Source organism: Sulfitobacter sp. W027 (assembly GCF_025143985.1).
In the GTDB taxonomy this organism is placed as follows: Bacteria; Pseudomonadota; Alphaproteobacteria; order Rhodobacterales; family Rhodobacteraceae; genus Sulfitobacter.
In genome coordinates, this window is the sequence record NZ_CP083564.1 from 3,203,516 (window position 1) to 3,220,350 (window position 16,835).

Annotated in this window: 14 protein-coding genes; 9 read left to right on the forward strand and 5 right to left on the reverse strand. The window is 63.7% G+C overall.

Features of this window, described 5'->3' with window-relative positions; translation table 11 throughout:
* The first annotated feature begins 2 nt into the window (after positions 1 to 2).
* Together K3759_RS15775 and K3759_RS15780 are read left to right on the forward strand one after the other, a co-directional pair.
* Positions 3 to 266, forward strand: a complete 264-nt coding sequence (locus tag K3759_RS15775; RefSeq protein WP_259983217.1) for a glycine zipper 2TM domain-containing protein — start codon at positions 3 to 5, stop codon at positions 264 to 266.
* A 149-nt stretch (positions 267 to 415) separates the two neighbouring features.
* Complete coding sequence (locus tag K3759_RS15780) at positions 416 to 1,174, forward strand: sulfite exporter TauE/SafE family protein (protein WP_259983219.1); 759 nt, start codon at positions 416 to 418, stop codon at positions 1,172 to 1,174.
* Here K3759_RS15780 and nagA read toward each other — a convergent pair.
* Positions 1,171 to 2,301 carry an N-acetylglucosamine-6-phosphate deacetylase gene (nagA, locus tag K3759_RS15785; RefSeq protein WP_259983221.1) on the reverse strand — a complete coding sequence of 377 codons (1,131 nt, stop codon included), beginning with the start codon at positions 2,299 to 2,301 and terminating at the stop codon, positions 1,171 to 1,173. The two genes, K3759_RS15780 and nagA, sit on opposite strands and share 4 nt — an antisense overlap.
* The gene (locus K3759_RS15790) at positions 2,298 to 3,188 is read right to left on the reverse strand and encodes a BadF/BadG/BcrA/BcrD ATPase family protein (RefSeq protein ID WP_259983224.1); all 891 of its coding nucleotides are present in this window, start codon (positions 3,186 to 3,188) and stop codon (positions 2,298 to 2,300) included. The genes nagA and K3759_RS15790 overlap by 4 nt, the downstream gene beginning before the upstream one ends.
* A gap of 117 nt (positions 3,189 to 3,305) precedes the next feature.
* Between K3759_RS15790 and K3759_RS15795 the strand changes: the two genes are divergently transcribed.
* The 6 genes from K3759_RS15795 to K3759_RS15820 all read left to right on the forward strand — a co-directional run bounded on the left by K3759_RS15795 (position 3,306) and on the right by K3759_RS15820 (position 12,248).
* Positions 3,306 to 4,769 carry a PLP-dependent aminotransferase family protein gene (locus K3759_RS15795; protein WP_259983226.1) on the forward strand — a complete coding sequence of 488 codons (1,464 nt, stop codon included), beginning with the start codon at positions 3,306 to 3,308 and terminating at the stop codon, positions 4,767 to 4,769.
* Positions 4,770 to 4,866: 97 nt separating this feature from the next.
* Positions 4,867 to 6,642 (forward strand): sulfoacetaldehyde acetyltransferase, encoded by a 1,776-nt coding sequence (gene xsc / locus K3759_RS15800; RefSeq protein ID WP_259983228.1) that lies wholly within the window; start codon positions 4,867 to 4,869, stop codon positions 6,640 to 6,642.
* 3 nt (positions 6,643 to 6,645) lie between these two features.
* Positions 6,646 to 7,746: an acetate/propionate family kinase gene (locus K3759_RS15805; protein ID WP_259983230.1), complete on the forward strand. Its 1,101-nt coding sequence runs from the start codon at positions 6,646 to 6,648 to the stop codon at positions 7,744 to 7,746.
* Positions 7,743 to 10,559, forward strand: a complete 2,817-nt coding sequence (locus K3759_RS15810; protein ID WP_259983231.1) for a molybdopterin oxidoreductase family protein — start codon at positions 7,743 to 7,745, stop codon at positions 10,557 to 10,559. Before K3759_RS15805 ends, K3759_RS15810 begins: the two co-directional genes overlap by 4 nt.
* Before the next feature lie 49 nt (positions 10,560 to 10,608).
* The gene (locus K3759_RS15815) at positions 10,609 to 11,373 is read left to right on the forward strand and encodes a 4Fe-4S dicluster domain-containing protein (protein WP_259983232.1); all 765 of its coding nucleotides are present in this window, start codon (positions 10,609 to 10,611) and stop codon (positions 11,371 to 11,373) included.
* Positions 11,373 to 12,248, forward strand: a complete 876-nt coding sequence (locus K3759_RS15820; protein ID WP_259983233.1) for a DmsC/YnfH family molybdoenzyme membrane anchor subunit — start codon at positions 11,373 to 11,375, stop codon at positions 12,246 to 12,248. The genes K3759_RS15815 and K3759_RS15820 overlap by 1 nt, the downstream gene beginning before the upstream one ends.
* A gap of 61 nt (positions 12,249 to 12,309) precedes the next feature.
* Here the strand turns inward: K3759_RS15820 and dapA are convergent, their stop codons facing one another.
* On the reverse strand, positions 12,310 to 13,185 hold the full coding sequence (gene dapA / locus K3759_RS15825; protein WP_259983236.1) for a 4-hydroxy-tetrahydrodipicolinate synthase: 876 nt from the start codon (positions 13,183 to 13,185) through the stop codon (positions 12,310 to 12,312).
* A gap of 125 nt (positions 13,186 to 13,310) precedes the next feature.
* Between dapA and K3759_RS15830 the strand changes: the two genes are divergently transcribed.
* Positions 13,311 to 15,275 carry a lytic transglycosylase domain-containing protein gene (locus K3759_RS15830; RefSeq protein WP_259983238.1) on the forward strand — a complete coding sequence of 655 codons (1,965 nt, stop codon included), beginning with the start codon at positions 13,311 to 13,313 and terminating at the stop codon, positions 15,273 to 15,275.
* Here the strand turns inward: K3759_RS15830 and K3759_RS15835 are convergent.
* Positions 15,240 to 16,118 carry a DMT family transporter gene (locus K3759_RS15835; RefSeq protein WP_259983239.1) on the reverse strand — a complete coding sequence of 293 codons (879 nt, stop codon included), beginning with the start codon at positions 16,116 to 16,118 and terminating at the stop codon, positions 15,240 to 15,242. The two genes, K3759_RS15830 and K3759_RS15835, sit on opposite strands and share 36 nt — an antisense overlap.
* Positions 16,115 to 16,789 carry a tRNA (5-methylaminomethyl-2-thiouridine)(34)-methyltransferase MnmD gene (gene mnmD / locus K3759_RS15840; RefSeq protein WP_259983241.1) on the reverse strand — a complete coding sequence of 225 codons (675 nt, stop codon included), beginning with the start codon at positions 16,787 to 16,789 and terminating at the stop codon, positions 16,115 to 16,117. Before mnmD ends, K3759_RS15835 begins: the two co-directional genes overlap by 4 nt.
* Positions 16,790 to 16,835: the final 46 nt, after the last annotated feature.

Genomic DNA, 16,835 nt, shown 5'->3' on the forward strand with positions numbered 1-16,835 from the left:
ACATGAAGAAATTCCTTATCGCCATTCCGCTGGTCGCCACTCTTGCCGCTTGTAACGGCACCACGCCCAGCCAAGGCGCCCTGACAGGTGCAGCCCTCGGTGCGGCCACAGGTGCTGCCGTTTCAGGTGGCGACGACAAAGTTCAAGGCGCGATCATTGGCGGTCTCGCCGGTGCAGCGGCTGGCAACTACATCGGCCAGACCCAGTCCGGCAAATGCGTTTACCAGAACTCGAACGGTCAGCGCTACGTCGCAGCTTGCCCATAAACGTCTGACATTGCGCGGTTTCGCGTGAAGGGGGCCTCGACCGATTGGTCGGGGCCCTTTTTCGTTTTCACTCTCCAGCGCAGCGCTTGGCAGCGCCTCAATTTGATCCTAACAGGGGGTGAAAGCGCCTGCGCGTTTGGGGAGGGTAAATGACATTAATCGATATTGCGATCTTAGTGGTCGCAGCCTTCAGTGCAGGGGTGTTAAACACCATCGCCGGGGGCGGCACCTTTCTGACCTTCCCCGCATTGGTCTTCGTCGGCATGCCGCCCGTGACTGCCAATGCAACAAGCGCCGTAGCGGTATTTCCCGGCTACCTTGCCGGAGCCTTCGGCTTTCGCAATGAACTGGGCGTTTTTGACCGCAAGCGGCTGGCGCGGCTTTGCCTCATAACACTTGCAGGTGGCCTCGTCGGGTCTGGCCTGCTGCTGGTCTCCTCCAACGAGGCCTTTTCGGTCGTCGTGCCATTCCTTCTGCTTGCCGCGACGCTGGCCTTCCTACTGGGCGACCGTATCCGCGCCTTCGCTGCCGCCCATGCCCGCCCTGTGACGCCCGAAGGCGCGCTCGGCCTTTTTGCTGTCAGCGTCTATGGTGGCTATTTCAACGGCGGTTTGGGCATCGTGTTGCTGGCCCTTTTCGCGCTCTGGGGGATGACCGATCTGCACGGGATGAACGGATTGAAAAACGGGCTGAGCTTTGTGCTTTCGTCGATCTCTGTGGTGGTCTTTGCACTGGCGGGGCTTGTTGCATGGCCGCAAGCGTTGCTGATGATGCTGGCAGCCACGGCAGGCGGTTATGCTGGCGCGCCGCTGGCCCGGGCGCTGCCGAAACAAACGGTGCGCTTGCTGATCGCCGCCATCGGCTTTGGCATGAGCGCGGTCTTCTTCTGGCGGCTTTTCGCAGCCTAGCCCAGCACACGCACCGCGCCGCTTTCGGGATCGTAAAGCACCAAGGGTTGGTCCGGGTTTTCGATCCGACCCAAGCCCATGTGATTACGCAACAGCGCCAGCGGCCCCGATATCGCCCGCGCAAGTGCGGTCTCCAACGGCTCCCCCACCGCATGGGTCAGTGTATAGACCGCGCGGCCCATCTCCAGATCCGCCCCTGCTAACGTACCGTCCGCCAAGGTCAGTCGACCGCCCGCGCGAAAGACCTCGCGCCCGTTCAACGTGAAGCTAGTGATATCCGATCCCGCTGTCGCCATGGCATCACTGACAAGAAAAATCCCCGCTGCCTTCGCCGCAAGCGCATTGCGTATGCTGGCGGGATGCACATGGATGCCGTCGGCAATCAGACCCGCGTGGATCCCGTCCCGCTCCAGCGCCGCCCCGACCAGACCCGGCGCGCGGTTGCCCATCTGGCTCATCGCGTTGAACAGATGCGTGACGCAGCAGGCACCCGCATCGAAGGCAGCCATGCAGGTTTCGTAATCCGCATCACTATGGCCGAGCGAGACGATCACCCCCGCCTCGGCCATCGCGCTTATCTGCGCGCTGCTGGTGTTTTCCGGCGCGACCGTGACCATGAGGTTCGGCAACAGCGTGGCCGCGCGCAGGATAAGAGCGAGGTCCGCTGCCTCCATTGGGCGGATCAACGCCCCGTCATGCGCCCCCTTGCGGGCAAGCGATAGATGCGGCCCCTCCAAATGCAGCCCGATGATGCCCGGCACCCCTTCGGCAATGGCGCTGACGGCAGCCTCAATGGCGGCTTCGGTCTTGTCTGGCGTGTCGGTGATCAAGGTCGGCAAAAGCGCCGCCACACCCGTAGCGCGATGCGCTTCAGCGACACGGCGCAGAGTGGCCACATCGGGCGCGTCGTTGAACATGACTCCGCCGCCACCGTTAACCTGAAGATCGATAAAACCGGGGCAGAGCACGCCCGCTGCCAACCCCTCAGTCGCCGTGCTTTCCGGCACCTCTTCGGGGGTGAGAATGCGACGGCTGCCGTCTTGCATCAGTGCCAGCACCTTGCCGGAGTGCAGATGCGTCCCATCGTGAATTTCCGCCCCGGTGAACACCTTTCCGATTTCGCTCATGGCAAAACCTCCCCCGCTGCGGCCTTGCAGACCAGATGAAATGCGCCGTCGAGCGCCGAGCCGCGCGCCGCAATCTGACCCGCCAAATGGTCTTCCGGCAGAAACCGCGCATAATGTGGCCCGATCCCGCCCAGTAGGCAGAGCGGATCACCCGGCGCGAAATCCAGCGCCTTCAACGCGCGGACGTAATAGGTAGCACCTTCCTCCATCAACGCCTGCGCATGGCGGTCCTTGGCCTTTGCCGCCGCGATGACCTTGGGCGCGAAAGCGGCGTAGTCTCCCGGCTGCGCCGTCAGGCTGAAGGCCACGAAGGCATCAGGATTATCTCCAAAATCCGCCATCAAAGCGCGGGTCAGATCGCTATGCGGCATCAGCCCGTCATGGCATTGCAGCGCAAGATTCAGCGCCCCGCGCCCCAGCCATGCGCCCGATCCTTGGTCGGCCAGATGGAACCCCCAACTCCCGACATAGCGAAAACCTGCGCCATCCGTTGCCGCCACAATCGTGCCCGTGCCGATGGCCATCACCCAGCCCGCCACGCCTTCGCCAAGCGCGCCAACGACGCAGGCCGGGCGGTCATCATCAGCAATGATCCGGGCGTAGGGCAGCGCCGCGCGCAGGCGCGCCTCGTCGCGCGTAATATTCATCCCCGCAAGGCCGATGTATGCCGTGGCCCCCTCAAGTGCCGAGACGGGCAGCCCCGCCGAGGCCGCCGCCGCCTCAACCGCGCTGCGCAGGTTCACAAGCGTCTGCTCAGGGTCATTGCCGATATTCGCGCGCCCGCTGGATGCCCGGCCAAGGATGCCATCATGCTGCGTGCCGATGGCCGCGCGGCAACCTGTGCCACCGCCGTCCACGGCGATCAAAAGAGGGGCGAAGATGCTCATCCGATACTTCTAGGCGACGCGTCGGACGAACGGAAGTAGGGGGCGGGGCACCGCGTCAAATTCGGAGGCCCGTAATGCCAGATTGATCTCCCCCTAAGGCCAGCCTAACCTCACGGCATGGCCCTGCCCGTCGAAACCTTTTGCCTGCGCCCCGGTGCGCAAGGCACCCTGCAGCAGCAGATCCAACAGATGATCGCCCAAGGCATCCTCTCAGGTCGGTTTCAGCGGGGAGAGAAACTGCCGTCGACCCGCAAGCTCGCGGCGCATCTTGGCGTCAGCCGGATCACAGTAACCATCGCCTATACCGAGCTTTTGGCGAATGACTACCTCACCTCGCGCGGGCGGTCGGGTTATTTCGTCTCGGACAACGCGCCAGCCCCGCCGGCCTTTGCCCCCCGCGCCGAGGCGGATGACGCCATCGACTGGACCCGCGCCATCGGTCAACGGTTCAGCGCCAATGGGCTGGCCGCCAAACCGCAGGATTGGGCCAGCTACCGCTACCCTTTCATCTACGGCCAAGCTGACCCGACCCTGTTTGACCACGCCAACTGGCGACTTTGCGCGTTGCAAGCCTTGGGCCAGCGCGACTTTACCTCGATGACGACCGATTACTACGACCAAGACGACCCGCAACTGATCGAGTTCATCGCCCGCCACATCCTGCCCCGGCGCGGCGTCTCGGCGCGGCCCGAGCAAATCCTCATCACGCTTGGCGCGCAGAACGCGCTTTGGCTGTCAGCGCAGGTGCTGCTGACTCAACGCCGTCGCGCCGTTTTGGAAGACCCGTGCTATCCGGCGCTCAGCGGTATCCTCAGCCAGTCCCGCTGCCACATCACCCCGGTGCGCGTGGATCAAGACGGCCTCCCGCCTGAGGCGATCCCCCCCGATACCGATGTGATTTTCACCACGCCCAGCCACCAATGCCCGACCAATGCGACCATGCCGATGGACCGCCGCCGGGCGCTCTTGGCCCGCGCCCGCACGCTTGAGGCGCTCATTGTTGAGGATGACTATGAGTTTGAAATGTCCTTTCTCAAACCCGCCTCGCCCGCGCTCAAATCGCTCGATGATGAGGGGCGGGTGATCTATGTCGGCAGTTTCTCCAAATCGCTTTTTCCGGGGCTACGGCTGGGCTATCTGGTGGGGTCTGAACCCTTCATCCGCGAAGCCCGCGCTCTGCGCGCATCGGTCCTGCGGCACCCGCCGGGGCATATCCAGCGTACCGCCGCTTACTTCCTGTCGCTGGGCCATTATGACGCCCTCATTCGCCGCATGGGGTTGGCGCTCCACGAACGCCGCCGCGTCATGGAAGAGGCGCTTGAAGCGCATGGGCTGCGGGTCTCGGGCCGGGGCGCTTACGGCGGATCCTCTTTCTGGATGCGCGCGCCGGAGAGCGTGGACACCGCGCAACTGGCTGAATACCTGCGCGCCAGCGATGTCTTGGTCGAACCCGGCCACGCCTTTTTCGCGGGCGAAGAGAGGGCCACGAACTATTACCGGCTGGCCTATTCCTCCATCCCCGCCGCACGGATCGGCGAAGGCGTCGGCCTGATTGCCCAAGAGATTGACCGCCTGCGCTGATCTGGCCTTAGGGCTGGGCCATTTCTGGCCCTAACCCCCGCCCGCGCCTACCCGTAATTTGCCCCAAGCTTTGCCCCCACGCCCAAAGGATCGCCCCATGAAAATGACCACCGAAGAAGCCTTCGTCAAAACCCTTCAGATGCATGGGATCGACACGGCCTTTGGCATTATCGGCTCGGCCATGATGCCGATCTCCGACCTGTTCCCCGCCGCCGGGATCACCTTCTACGACGGCGCGCATGAGTGTAACTCTGGCATGATGGCCGATGGGTTCACCCGCGCCTCGGGGCGGATGTCGATGATGGTGGCGCAGAACGGGCCGGGGATTACCAACTTCGTGACGCCGGTGAAAACCGCCTATTGGAACCACACGCCGTTGCTGCTGGTGACCCCGCAGGCGGCGAACAAGACCATCGGTCAGGGCGGCTTTCAGGAGGTCGAGCAGATGGCGCTCTTCCGCGACATGGTCGCCTATCAAGAGGAGGTCCGTGACCCGACCCGCATCGCCGAGACGCTGAACCGGGTGATCCTGCAAGCCAAACGCCACTCCGCCCCTGCGCAGATCAACATCCCGCGTGATTTCTGGACCCAAGTGATCGACATCGACCTGCCCGCCATCGTCGAGTTCGAGCGCCCGTCTGGCGGAGAGACCGCCATTGCCGAAGCGGCGGAACTGCTTTCAAACGCGAAATTCCCGGTGATCTTGAATGGCGCGGGTGTGGTCATCGGCGGCGCGATTGACGACGCACGCAAACTGGCCGAACGGCTCGATGCGCCCGTCTGCTGCGGCTACCAACACAATGACGCCTTCCCCGGCTCGCACCCGCTGTCGGTGGGGCCCTTGGGCTACAACGGCTCGAAAGCGGCGATGGAATTGATCGCCAAGGCCGATGTGGTGCTGGCGCTCGGCACGCGGCTCAACCCCTTCTCGACCCTGCCGGGCTATGGCATCGACTATTGGCCCAAGGACGCCAAGATCATTCAGGTCGACATCAACCCCGACCGCATCGGCCTGACCAAGAAGGTCAGCGTGGGCATCGTCGGCGATGCCGGCAAGGTGGCCCGCACGATCCTTGATGGGCTCAGCGATAGCGCGGGCGACGCGGGCCGCGAGGAACGGCGCAACCTGATCGCCCAGACCAAATCCGCATGGGCGCAGGAACTCACCTCAATGGATCACGAGGAAGACGACCCCGGCACCACATGGAACGAACGCGCCCGCGACCGCGAGCCGGAAAAGATGTCCCCCCGCATGGCATGGCGCGCGATCCAGAAAGCGCTGCCGAAAGAGGCGATCATCAGCTCCGACATCGGCAACAACTGCGCCATCGGCAATGCCTATCCAACATTCGAGGCGGGCCGCAAATACCTCGCCCCCGGCCTTTTCGGCCCCTGCGGCTATGGTTTCCCGGCGATCTGCGGGGCCAAGATCGCCTGCCCTGACGTGCCGGTGGTGGGCTTTGCCGGGGATGGCGCGTTTGGCATTTCAATGAACGAGATGGTCAGCGTCAGCCGCGACGACTGGCCCGCCGTGACCATGGTAATCTTTCGCAACTACCAGTGGGGCGCGGAGAAACGAAACACGACACTGTGGTTTGATGACAATTTCGTCGGCACCGAACTCGCGCAGGATGTGAGCTATGCCGCGGTGGCCAAAGCCTGTGGCGTCGAGGGCGTACAAGTGTCGTCGATGGATGAGTTGACCGACGCGCTTGACCGCGCGGTCAAGGCGCAGATGGACGAGGGCAAGACCACCTTCATCGAAGTGCTGCTGAACCAAGAGCTGGGCGAGCCCTTCCGGCGCGACGCGATGAAGAAACCCGTCTCTGTCGCTGGAATCAGCCGGGATGACATGCGCCCGCAACAGGTCTGAGGCGTGACCCAAGCGCTGGTGCTTGTCGTCAACGCGGGATCGTCGTCTATCAAGGCGGCGGTCTTTGACGGCGGGTTGGCCGAGCGTCTGCGGATTGAGGCGCAGGGCATCGGCCAGACCGGCGCGCTGCGTCTGGGAGACGCTCCGCCGGTGCGCCTTGATCTGCCTGACCACCAGACCGCCTTCCGCGCCATTCTGGACGGGCTGCAACAAAAAGGGATTGCGGGCGCTGACCTGACGGCCGCCGCCCACCGTGTCGTGCATGGCGGCCCGAATCTGGCCGAGACAACGACAATCACGCCTGCCGTCCGAAGCGCCATCGCCGAGGCTCAACCGCTGGCGCCACTGCACAATCCGCACCACCTCGGCGCGATCGAGGCGCTGGCAGCGCTCCTGCCCGACCTGCCGCAGGTTGCCGCCTTTGACACAGGCTTTCACCGCAGCAACCCCGATGTCGCACGCCGCTATGCTCTGCCCGACCGGGCAGAGACCGCCGCCCTGCGTCGCTATGGGTTTCACGGCATCAGCTATGAAAGCCTCGTGCAGAATTTCCCTCAGACCACGGGCGCAGACCTTCCCCGCCGCCTGCTGGCGCTGCATTTGGGCAATGGCGCGTCGCTCTGCGCGATCCTAGAGGGGCAGTCGGTCGCCACTACTATGGGTTTCTCGCCGCTCAGCGGGCTGACCATGGGCACCCGCGCAGGCGAGATCGACGCGGGCGCGGTGCTGCATCTGGTGCGCGATCTGGGGCTGGAGGAGGCCCAAACACTGCTGCATCACGAAAGCGGATTGCTGGGCCTCTCTGGCCTCACCGCCGACATGCGGCAACTGGCTGAGACCGATACAACCGCCGCCCGCTTTGCCCGCGACCACTTCTGCTACTGGATCACCCGGCAAGCGGGGTCGATGATCGCCGCCATGGGCGGGCTCGATGGCATCGTCTTCACCGGGGGTATCGGCGAAAACGATTCCGAGGTGAGGGAAAAGGTTCTTGCAAACCTTAGCTGGGCGGGAAATATTCCCAATTGGATCATCCCCGCCGCCGAAGAGAAACATATCGCGCGCCAAACGCGCGCCCTGCTGAAAGACCCCGCCCTCTCATGACGCACTCCCAGCCGCCGCTTGATCTGTCGCCCAAGGTCTCGGACGAGGTTCGCAAGACCACCTGCTACATGTGCGCCTGTCGCTGCGGCATCAACGTGCATATGAAGAAGGGCAAGGTCGCCTATATCGAAGGCAACCGCGACCACCCGGTGAACCAAGGGGTGCTCTGCGCCAAAGGCTCTGCCGGGATCATGCAACACAACTCTCCCGCACGGCTGCGCAACCCAATGAAACGGGTCGGCCCGCGCGGGTCAGGCGAGTTTGAGAGCATCAGCTGGAAAGAGGCGCTGCAGATTGCCACCGACTGGCTGGAGCCGCTGCGCCGCGAAGCGCCGGAAAAGCTCGCGTTCTTCACCGGGCGCGACCAATCGCAGAGCTTCACATCGCTTTGGGCGCAGGCTTTCGGCACGCCGAACTACGCGGCCCACGGCGGTTTCTGCTCGGTCAATATGGCCACCGCTGGCATCTACACGATGGGCGGAGCGTTCTGGGAGTTTGGTCAGCCCGATTGGGACCACACCAAGCTGTTCATGCTGTTTGGTGTGGCCGAGGACCATGACAGCAATCCGATCAAGATGGGTCTGGGCAAGCTGAAGAAACGCGGTGCGCGGGTCATCGGGGTGAACCCGATCCGCACCGGGTACAACGCCATCGCCGATGATTGGGTCGGCATCACGCCCGGCACTGATGGGCTGTTCATTCTGTCGCTGATCCACTGCCTGATGAAGGCCGGACGCATAGATTTGGACTACCTCGCGCGCTACACCGACGCGCCAGTGCTGCTGAACAGCGACCCGAAATCGCCGGAGTATGGCCTGCAATTGCGCGATGAGGACGGCAAGGCGCTGGTGGTCGACCGCAAGACCGGCAAACTCACCCCCTTTGACCAGCCCGGCGTGCGCCCCGACCTTGCCGCCACCTACCGAACGGCGGGCATTACGCACCGCCCGGTCTTTCGCCAGATGGCCGAGCAATATCTGGGTGAAGAGTACACCCCCGAGGCCGTCGCTGAGCGTTGTGGCATCCCCGCGCCGCGCATCCGCGCCATCGCTGCCGAACTGGCCCGCGTCGCCTTTGACGAAGCTTTCGAGCTTGAGCACGAATGGACCGACTTCCGGGGCGAGCATCACAAGACGATGACAGGCCGCCCGGTCTCTTTCCACGCCATGCGCGGGATCTCGGCCCATGCCAATGGGTTTCAGACCTGCCGCGCGCTGCATGTGCTGCAGATCATCCTTGGCACCGTCGAAGTGCCCGGCGGTTTCCGCTTCAAACCGCCCTACCCCAAGCCTGCCACCGCCCATCCCAAACCGCATTGCAAAGCCACCCCCGATGCGCCGCTGGATGGGCCGCACCTGGGCTTCGTGCATGGCCCGGATGACCTCGCGCTGAAGGCCGACGGCAGCCCGGCGCGGATCGACAAGGCGTTCACATGGGAAAACCCGATGTCAGCCCACGGGCTGATGCATATGGTGATCTCCAACGCCCATGCAGGCGATCCCTATAAGATCGACACGCTGTTCATGTATATGGCGAATATGTCGTGGAACTCGTCGATGAACCCCGGCGGGGTGATGGAGATGCTGACCGATACCGACGAGAATGGCGACTACGTCATCCCTCGGATCATCTACTCCGATGCCTATTCCTCGGAGATGGTGGCCTATGCGGACCTGATCCTGCCCGACACGACCTACCTTGAACGGCACGACTGCATCTCACTGCTCGACCGCCCGATCAGCGAGGCCGACGCCGCCGCCGATGCGATCCGTTGGCCCGTGGTGGAGCCCAACCGCGACGTGCGCGGCTTTCAGTCGGCGCTCTGCGATCTGGGGGCAAAGCTTTGGCTGCCGGGGTTCGTGAACGAGGACGGCAGCCAGAAATACAAAGACTACGCCGATTACATCACCCGTCACGAACGCCGTCCGGGCATCGGCCCGCTGGCCGGGTTCCGGGGTAAGGATGGCAGAGACGCGGGGCGCGGGGCGCCGAACCCCGAGCAGATCGACCGCTATATCGAAAACGGCGGCTTCTTCGTCAATCACATCCCGGAAGGGGCGAACTACTACAAGCCGTGGAACGCTGCCTATCAGGATTGGGCCGTCGGCATGGGCATCTACGACGCGCCGCAGCCCTATCTGTTCTCGCTCTACGTCGAGCCGCTGCGGCGTTTTCAATTGGCCGCCGAAGGTCATGGCGACCGCCAACCGCCTGAGCATCTGCGTGAACGGATCAAGCAGACCATGTCGCCCCTGCCGATCTGGTACGAAAGCGATCCAGAAGGCGTTGAGGGCTATAACGTCCACGCGCTGACCCAACGCCCGATGGCAATGTACCACTCTTGGGGCGGCCAAAACGCTTGGTTGCGCCAGTTGCACGGGCACAACCCGCTTTACCTGCCCACCGCGATCATGCGCGCCAAGGGGCTGCAAGACGGCGATTGGGCGCGCGTGACCTCTCCGCATGGAGGGATCACCGTGCCCGTGATGGAGATGGCGGCCCTGAACCCCAAAACGGTCTGGACGTGGAACGCCATCGGCAAGCGCAAGGGCGCATGGGCGCTGGACCGCGACGCGCCGGAGACGACCAAAGGCTTCTTGCTCAACCACCTGATCCACGAATTACTGCCGCCCAAGGGCGACGGTCTGCGGTGGTCAAACTCCGACCCGATCACCGGACAGGCCGCGTGGTTCGACCTCAAGGTCCACATCGAAAAGACCGACGCCCCAGCCGAGGCGCAGCCGGAAATCCCGGCGCAGCGCTCTCCCGTCCCGCCCGCGCCGCAGGACATTGCGTGGAAGGCGGGCAAATGACCGCCTCCCTCTGCGCCGCACCGCTCAAGACCCCTCAGGACACCCAGTCATGACCACGCTCCCCCAACAGACCGACCGCAAACTCGGCCTTGTGATCGACCTTGATACCTGTGTCGGCTGCCATGCCTGCGTGATCTCCTGCAAAGGCTGGAACACCGAGAACTACGGCGCGCCGCTGTCGGACCAGGACGCCTATGGCGCGGACCCGTCGGGCACCTTTCTCAACCGCGTGCACAGCTATGAGGTGCAGCCCGAGGCCGGTGCCGCGCAACTCGTCCACTTCCCGAAATCCTGCCTGCACTGCGATGACGCGCCCTGCGTCACAGTCTGCCCCACAGGGGCGAGCTACAAGCGCGTCGAAGACGGCATCGTGCTGGTCAATGAAAGCGACTGCATCGGTTGCGGTCTTTGCGCTTGGGCCTGCCCCTACGGCGCGCGTGAGATGGACGTGGCCGCAGGTGTGATGAAGAAGTGCACCCTCTGCGTCGACCGTATCTATAACGAGAACCTGCCCGAAGAAGACCGCCAGCCTGCTTGCGTGCGCACCTGCCCCGCTGGCGCGCGACACTTTGGCGATCTTGGCGATCCTGAGAGCGCGGTGAGCCAATTGGTGGCCGAGCGCGGCGGTGTGGACCTTATGCCCGAGCAAGGCACCAAACCTGTCAATAAATACCTGCCGCCCCGCCCGCGCGATCAGTTGCAAGGGCCGGAGGACAGTGGCGAGATTGACATATTGGCGCCTTTCCTTGCCCCTATCGACAGCGGCCCCAAAGGCTTCCTCGGCTGGCTTGACCGCACACTGGAGAAGCTCTGATGCATCCGGCACCTTCTGTTATCCTGTTCAGCAGCCTGTCGGGGCTCGGCTTTGGCCTGCTTGCATGGCTCGGCATCGGCCTGCCTGCCGTGACCGGCTGGGTGGCCTTCGTTTTCTTCGCGCTGGCTTACCTTTTGGCCGTGGGCGGGTTGATCGCATCGACATTCCACTTGGGCCATCCGGAACGCGCGCTCAAGGCCTTTACCCAGTGGCGCAGCAGTTGGCTCAGCCGGGAGGCTTGGGCCTCGGTCGCGGCCCTGCTGACCATGGCAGCCTATGGCGCGGGGCTGGTGTTCTACGACATGCGGCTTTGGCCGCTAGGGCTGCTAGGCGCGGCACTGTCATTGCTGACGGTTCTGACCACGGCGATGATCTATACCCAGATGAAGACTGTGCCACGCTGGCACAGCGTGATGACGCCACTGAACTTCTTGTCGCTCAGCATTGCAGGAGGCGCGGTGCTGGCCGGACAGGTGACGGCGGCGATTGTGCTTCTGGTGCTGGCCGGGGCGGTGCAGATCGCCGCATGGTGGCACGGGGATCGGGCGCTGGCGGCCTCGGGGACAGATATCGCGACCGCCACGCGGCTCGGCAATATCGGCAGCGTCCGCGCCTTTGAGCCGCCGCATACTGGCAGCAACTATCTGCTGCGCGAGTTCGTTTATCAAATTGGGCGCAAACACGCGCTGAAGCTGCGGGTGATCGCGATTACGCTTATGGTGCTGCTGCCGCTTCTGCTGCTCTTGTCGCCCGCGTTCCACCACCTTGCTGCTGCCCTCGCGGTGCTCAGCCACGCGGCGGGGGTGCTGACCTCGCGCTGGCTGTTCTTTGCGCAGGCGGAACATGTGGTCGGGATTTACTACGGCAAACGCTGAACGCAAAAGAGGGGGTGTCTCCACCCCCTCTGCATTCTAATTCACAGCTTAGAAAGCAGTCTTAGTTCATCAAACCCGCATGACGCAGACCCGCATCGACCAGTTCTTTGGTTGGGTCCGTCAGCTCTGTCAGCGGCAGGCGCACCTCGTCAGAACACAACTCCAACCGCGACATGGCGTATTTCACGCCAACCAGCCCCGGCTCGGTAAAGATCGCCTTGTGCAGCGGCATCAGACGGTCCTGCAGTTCCAGCGCTTTGGCATAGTTACCCTCAAGGCAGGCCGCCTGCATCTGCGCGGAAAGACGCGGCGCGACGTTGGCAGTGACCGAGATACAGCCAACACCGCCTTGGGCGTTGAACCCATGCGCTGTGGCGTCTTCGCCGGAAAGTTGGATGAAATCTTTGCCACATGTGATGCGCTGGTCGCTGACCCGAGCGAGATCACCAGTCGCGTCTTTCACGCCGACGATGCGCGGCAGTTGGGCCAATTCGCCCATCGTTTCGGGCGTCATATCCACGACCGACCGGCCGGGGATGTTGTAAATGATGATCGGCAGGTCGCAGCAATCATGCACGGCGGTGAAATGCGCGATCAAACCGCGTTGGGTCGGCTTGTTGTAGTAGGGCGTGACCAACAGCAGCGCATCCGCGCCGACTTTCTCGGCGTGGCGGGCAAGGCGGATGCTCTCGACCGTGTTATTCGACCCGGCCCCTGCGATGACCGGAATGCGGCCCGCGACGGCTTTGACAACCTCTTCGACGACGGTCTCATGCTCGGCATGGCTCAGCGTCGGGGATTCGCCCGTGGTGCCGACGGGGACAAGCCCGCTCGACCCTTCGCCGATGTGCCATTCGATAAGTTTCTTGAGCGTATCCAGATCCAGCGCGCCGTTGCGAAACGGCGTGACGAGGGCAGGCAGAGAGCCTTTAAACATATGCACGCTCCTTATGTGCTGGCCGGCGGAAAACCGGACTGGATGAAGGCTTTTGCGGGCGGTAATGTTTGATAAACGTCGCCCGAGCCATATGTTGCAAGGCTCTAGCCCCGGAGACGTAGGAAATGCAAGCGATGACGCGCCTGATGGCGATTCTCATAGGTATTTTTGTCCTGACCGTGCCTGCCGAAGCGCAGCGCCCACGCCCTTTGGGCTGGGCGATGGATGCGATGCGTACAGGCAATTGGGACTCAGCCGCGATCCTTGCCGCCCGTGATGGGCAGGTTGCCGCTGACGTGATCGAATGGCACCGGCTCCGCGCCGGGCGGGGCAGCTATGCCGAGGCACGCGACTTTCTCGCCCGCAGGCCCGATTGGCCGGGCGAAGAGTACCTGCGCAAGCAAACCGAAGAGGCCGTGATCGAGCAATCCGGCAGCGACATACTGGCGTTCTTTTCGGCCATGGCCCCGCAAACCCCGCGCGGGGTGCTGGCCCATGCTAAGGCGCTAATCGACAGCGGCCAGCGCGGCGAGGCCGAGGCCAATCTGGTTCTTGCGTGGCGCACCATGCCGATGAACGCCACCAGTCAGGCGCTGTTTGTCGAGGCGCATGGTAGTCTTCTGGCCCCTCATCACGCGGCACGGCTGGAAGAGATGCTTTGGCAGCGCGAGCATTCCGAAGCGCGGCAGATGTTCGATCTGGTCCCAAGCGCCGACAAAGCGCTGGCCGAGACCCGCATCGCGCTGCAAAAGCTGGAAAGCGATGTGAACGCCAAGATTGACGCGCTGCCCGCGGCCAAGGCAGATGCGCCGGGGCTGGCGCATGACCGCTTTGAATGGCGCATCCGCAAAGGGTTTGGCGATGATGCCAAAGCCCTGCTGCTACAGCGCTCCACCTCTGCCGCAGCCCTCGGTCAGCCGCCCAAATGGTCTAACCGTCGCCGTGCCATGGCGCGCGATGAAATGCGCAACGGCGACCCGAAAACCGCCTATCAGATTGCATCGCAGCACTTTCTGACCAGCGGGTCAGACTTTGCCGATCTTGAATGGCTTTCGGGCTATATTGCCTTACGTTTTCTGGATGATCCCACCACCGCTCTGGGCCACTTCCAAAAGCATGATGGCGCGGTGGAATCCCCCATCAGCCAAGGCCGCGCCGGTTACTGGCAGGGCCGCGCGCTGGAGGCGATGGGCGATGCCGAAGGGGCCGCCCGGGCCTATGCCATGGGGGCAAAGTTCCAGACTTCCTTCTACGGATTGCTGGCCGCTGAGCGGGGCGGTATTCCTTTCGACGAAAGGCTGAAAGGCACTGCGCCTACGCAGGATTGGCGGACCTCCCCGCTGGCCCGCGCGCCGTTGTTCGAAGCCGGGCTATTGTTGCAGGCCTCTGGCGAGCTTTCCACGGCGGAGCGTTTCTGGACCCACCTCGCAGAACAACTCGTGCCCGAAGACCTTCAGCTGTTGGGCCAAGCCGCCATCGACGTGGGTCAGCCGCACATAGCCGTGATGATCGGCAAACGCGCGGCGCAGCGCGGGTTGGAAGTGCCCGCTCCCTACTATGCGCTGCACAGTCTGGTGGAGAAAGACCTGCCGATGGCCACTGAAATGACCCTCGCCATTGCGCGCCGCGAAAGCGAGTTTGATCCCAACGTGCAAAGCGGTGTCGGTGCGCGGGGCTTGATGCAGATCATGCCGGCCACGGCGAAAGACGTGGCGCGCGATCTGGGCATCTCTAGCCAGCACACGACAGACCGTCTGACCGCCGATCCCGATTACAACGCCCGCCTTGGGGCTACCTATCTGTCGCAGATGGCCGGGCTCTTTGATGGCAATGTGGCAATGATGTCGGCAGCCTATAACGCCGGACCCAGCCGCCCGCGCCGCTGGATGGCGACCTATGGCGACCCGCGCAACGGCGAGATCGACATCGTCGATTGGATCGAGATGATCCCCTTCCGCGAGACGCAGAACTACGTCATGCGGGTGACCGAAAGCCTGCCAGTCTACCGCGCCCGTCTGGGCAAAGACCCGCTGCCGATCCCCTTTAGCGAAGAGTTAACCGGGTCGACGCTGAAGGCGTTCGCGCCATAGGGTGAACAGCCCCGCCGCCACGATCATGCTAGCGCCCAGCACCACGCTGGGCCGCAGCACCTCGTTGAAGATCGACAGGCCGATGATCACGGTAAAGATCAACTGCGTATAGGCGAAGGGCTGCACGGCGCTGGCCTCGGCGACCTCATAACAGCGGATCAGCAGCCAATGGCCCGTGACCCCGGTGATGCAGAGCGTGCCCATCAGTAGCCAGTTGCCCGGTGTCATCGGCTCCCAAAACCAGACGCCCACGGCTGTCATCACCGCCGCCCCGGTCACGCCGGTCCAGAAGAAACTCGTCGCCGTATTGTCACGCCGCGCGACATAGCGGGTCAACAGCCCGTAGACCGCGAACATTGCCGCCCCCGCAAGCGGGATCGCGGCGGCCGGATCCACCACCCGAAGCCCGGGTTGCAGGATCACCAGAACACCGATGAAGCCCACACCAATCGCCGCCCACCGCCGCCAGCCGACTTTCTCACCCAAGATCGGACCGGAGAGCGCCGCCACCAAAAGCGGGTAGCAGGTAAAGACCGCATGGCTCTCCACCAGCCCCAGAATGGTGAAGCCCAGCACCATCGTACAAATCTGCGCCGACAACAGCACGCCGCGCAGGATTTGCACCGCGGGCTGCGTCGTGGCGGCGGCCTTGCGGATGCCGCCCGCCTTGCGCAGAGCCAGCGCGATGACGAAAGCGGCGAAGAACCAATAACGGATCATCACCACCATCAGCACGTTGTAATTCTCGGCCAAGTGGCGCGACAGCCCGTCTTGGGCCGCGAAAACCATCGTGGTGGCGATCATCAGCATGATGCCGAGCGGGATGTTGTTAGACTGGCTCATACTGGCATCTGCGCGCGGGTCATGTGGCGCTTGCGGCCATAGCCGGGGATGCGGGTCACCTCGAAACCACCCGCGCTGAGCGCACGGCGAACGAAGCCAGCAGCGGTATAGGTCGCGGCAGTGCCGCCCGGCGCGGTGTGGCGCGCCACCTCGGCCATCAGGTCATCGCCCCATAATTCCGGGTTCTTGGCGGGGGAGAACCCGTCGAGGAACCAAGCATCGGCCCGCCCCTGCCAAGCTGGAAGGGTCTCGCGCGCATCGCCGAAGATGATCTCGGCCCGCAATCCCGGTAGCTCCAACACGCCGCCCGTGCCATCCCATGCCGCCGTCAGCGCATCGCGCCGCCCGTCGAGCGCCGGAAAGGCCGCATGGGCCAGCGCCATATCCTCGGGACGCATGGGGTAAGCTTCGAAACTGGTGAAATGCAGCGGCCCCTCGTGGCCCGCCTGCATCCATGCGTCCCACGCCAGCAGCAGGTTCAGGCCCGTGCCAAAGCCAAGCTCCGCAATGTGAAAGCCGGGGCGGAACCTCTCGGGCAGGTCGTTGCCCGCCAGAAAGACATAAGCCGTCTCCGCCGCGCCGTCCTCTAGGCTGAAGTAGGGGTCATCGAACTGGGTCGAAACGGGCACTTGGCCCTCGCGCCAAGTGATCTGGGCATTCTGGTCTGGCACGGTACGTCCTGCTAGAGGGGAAGTGAAGTCGCGCAGACACTGCGCA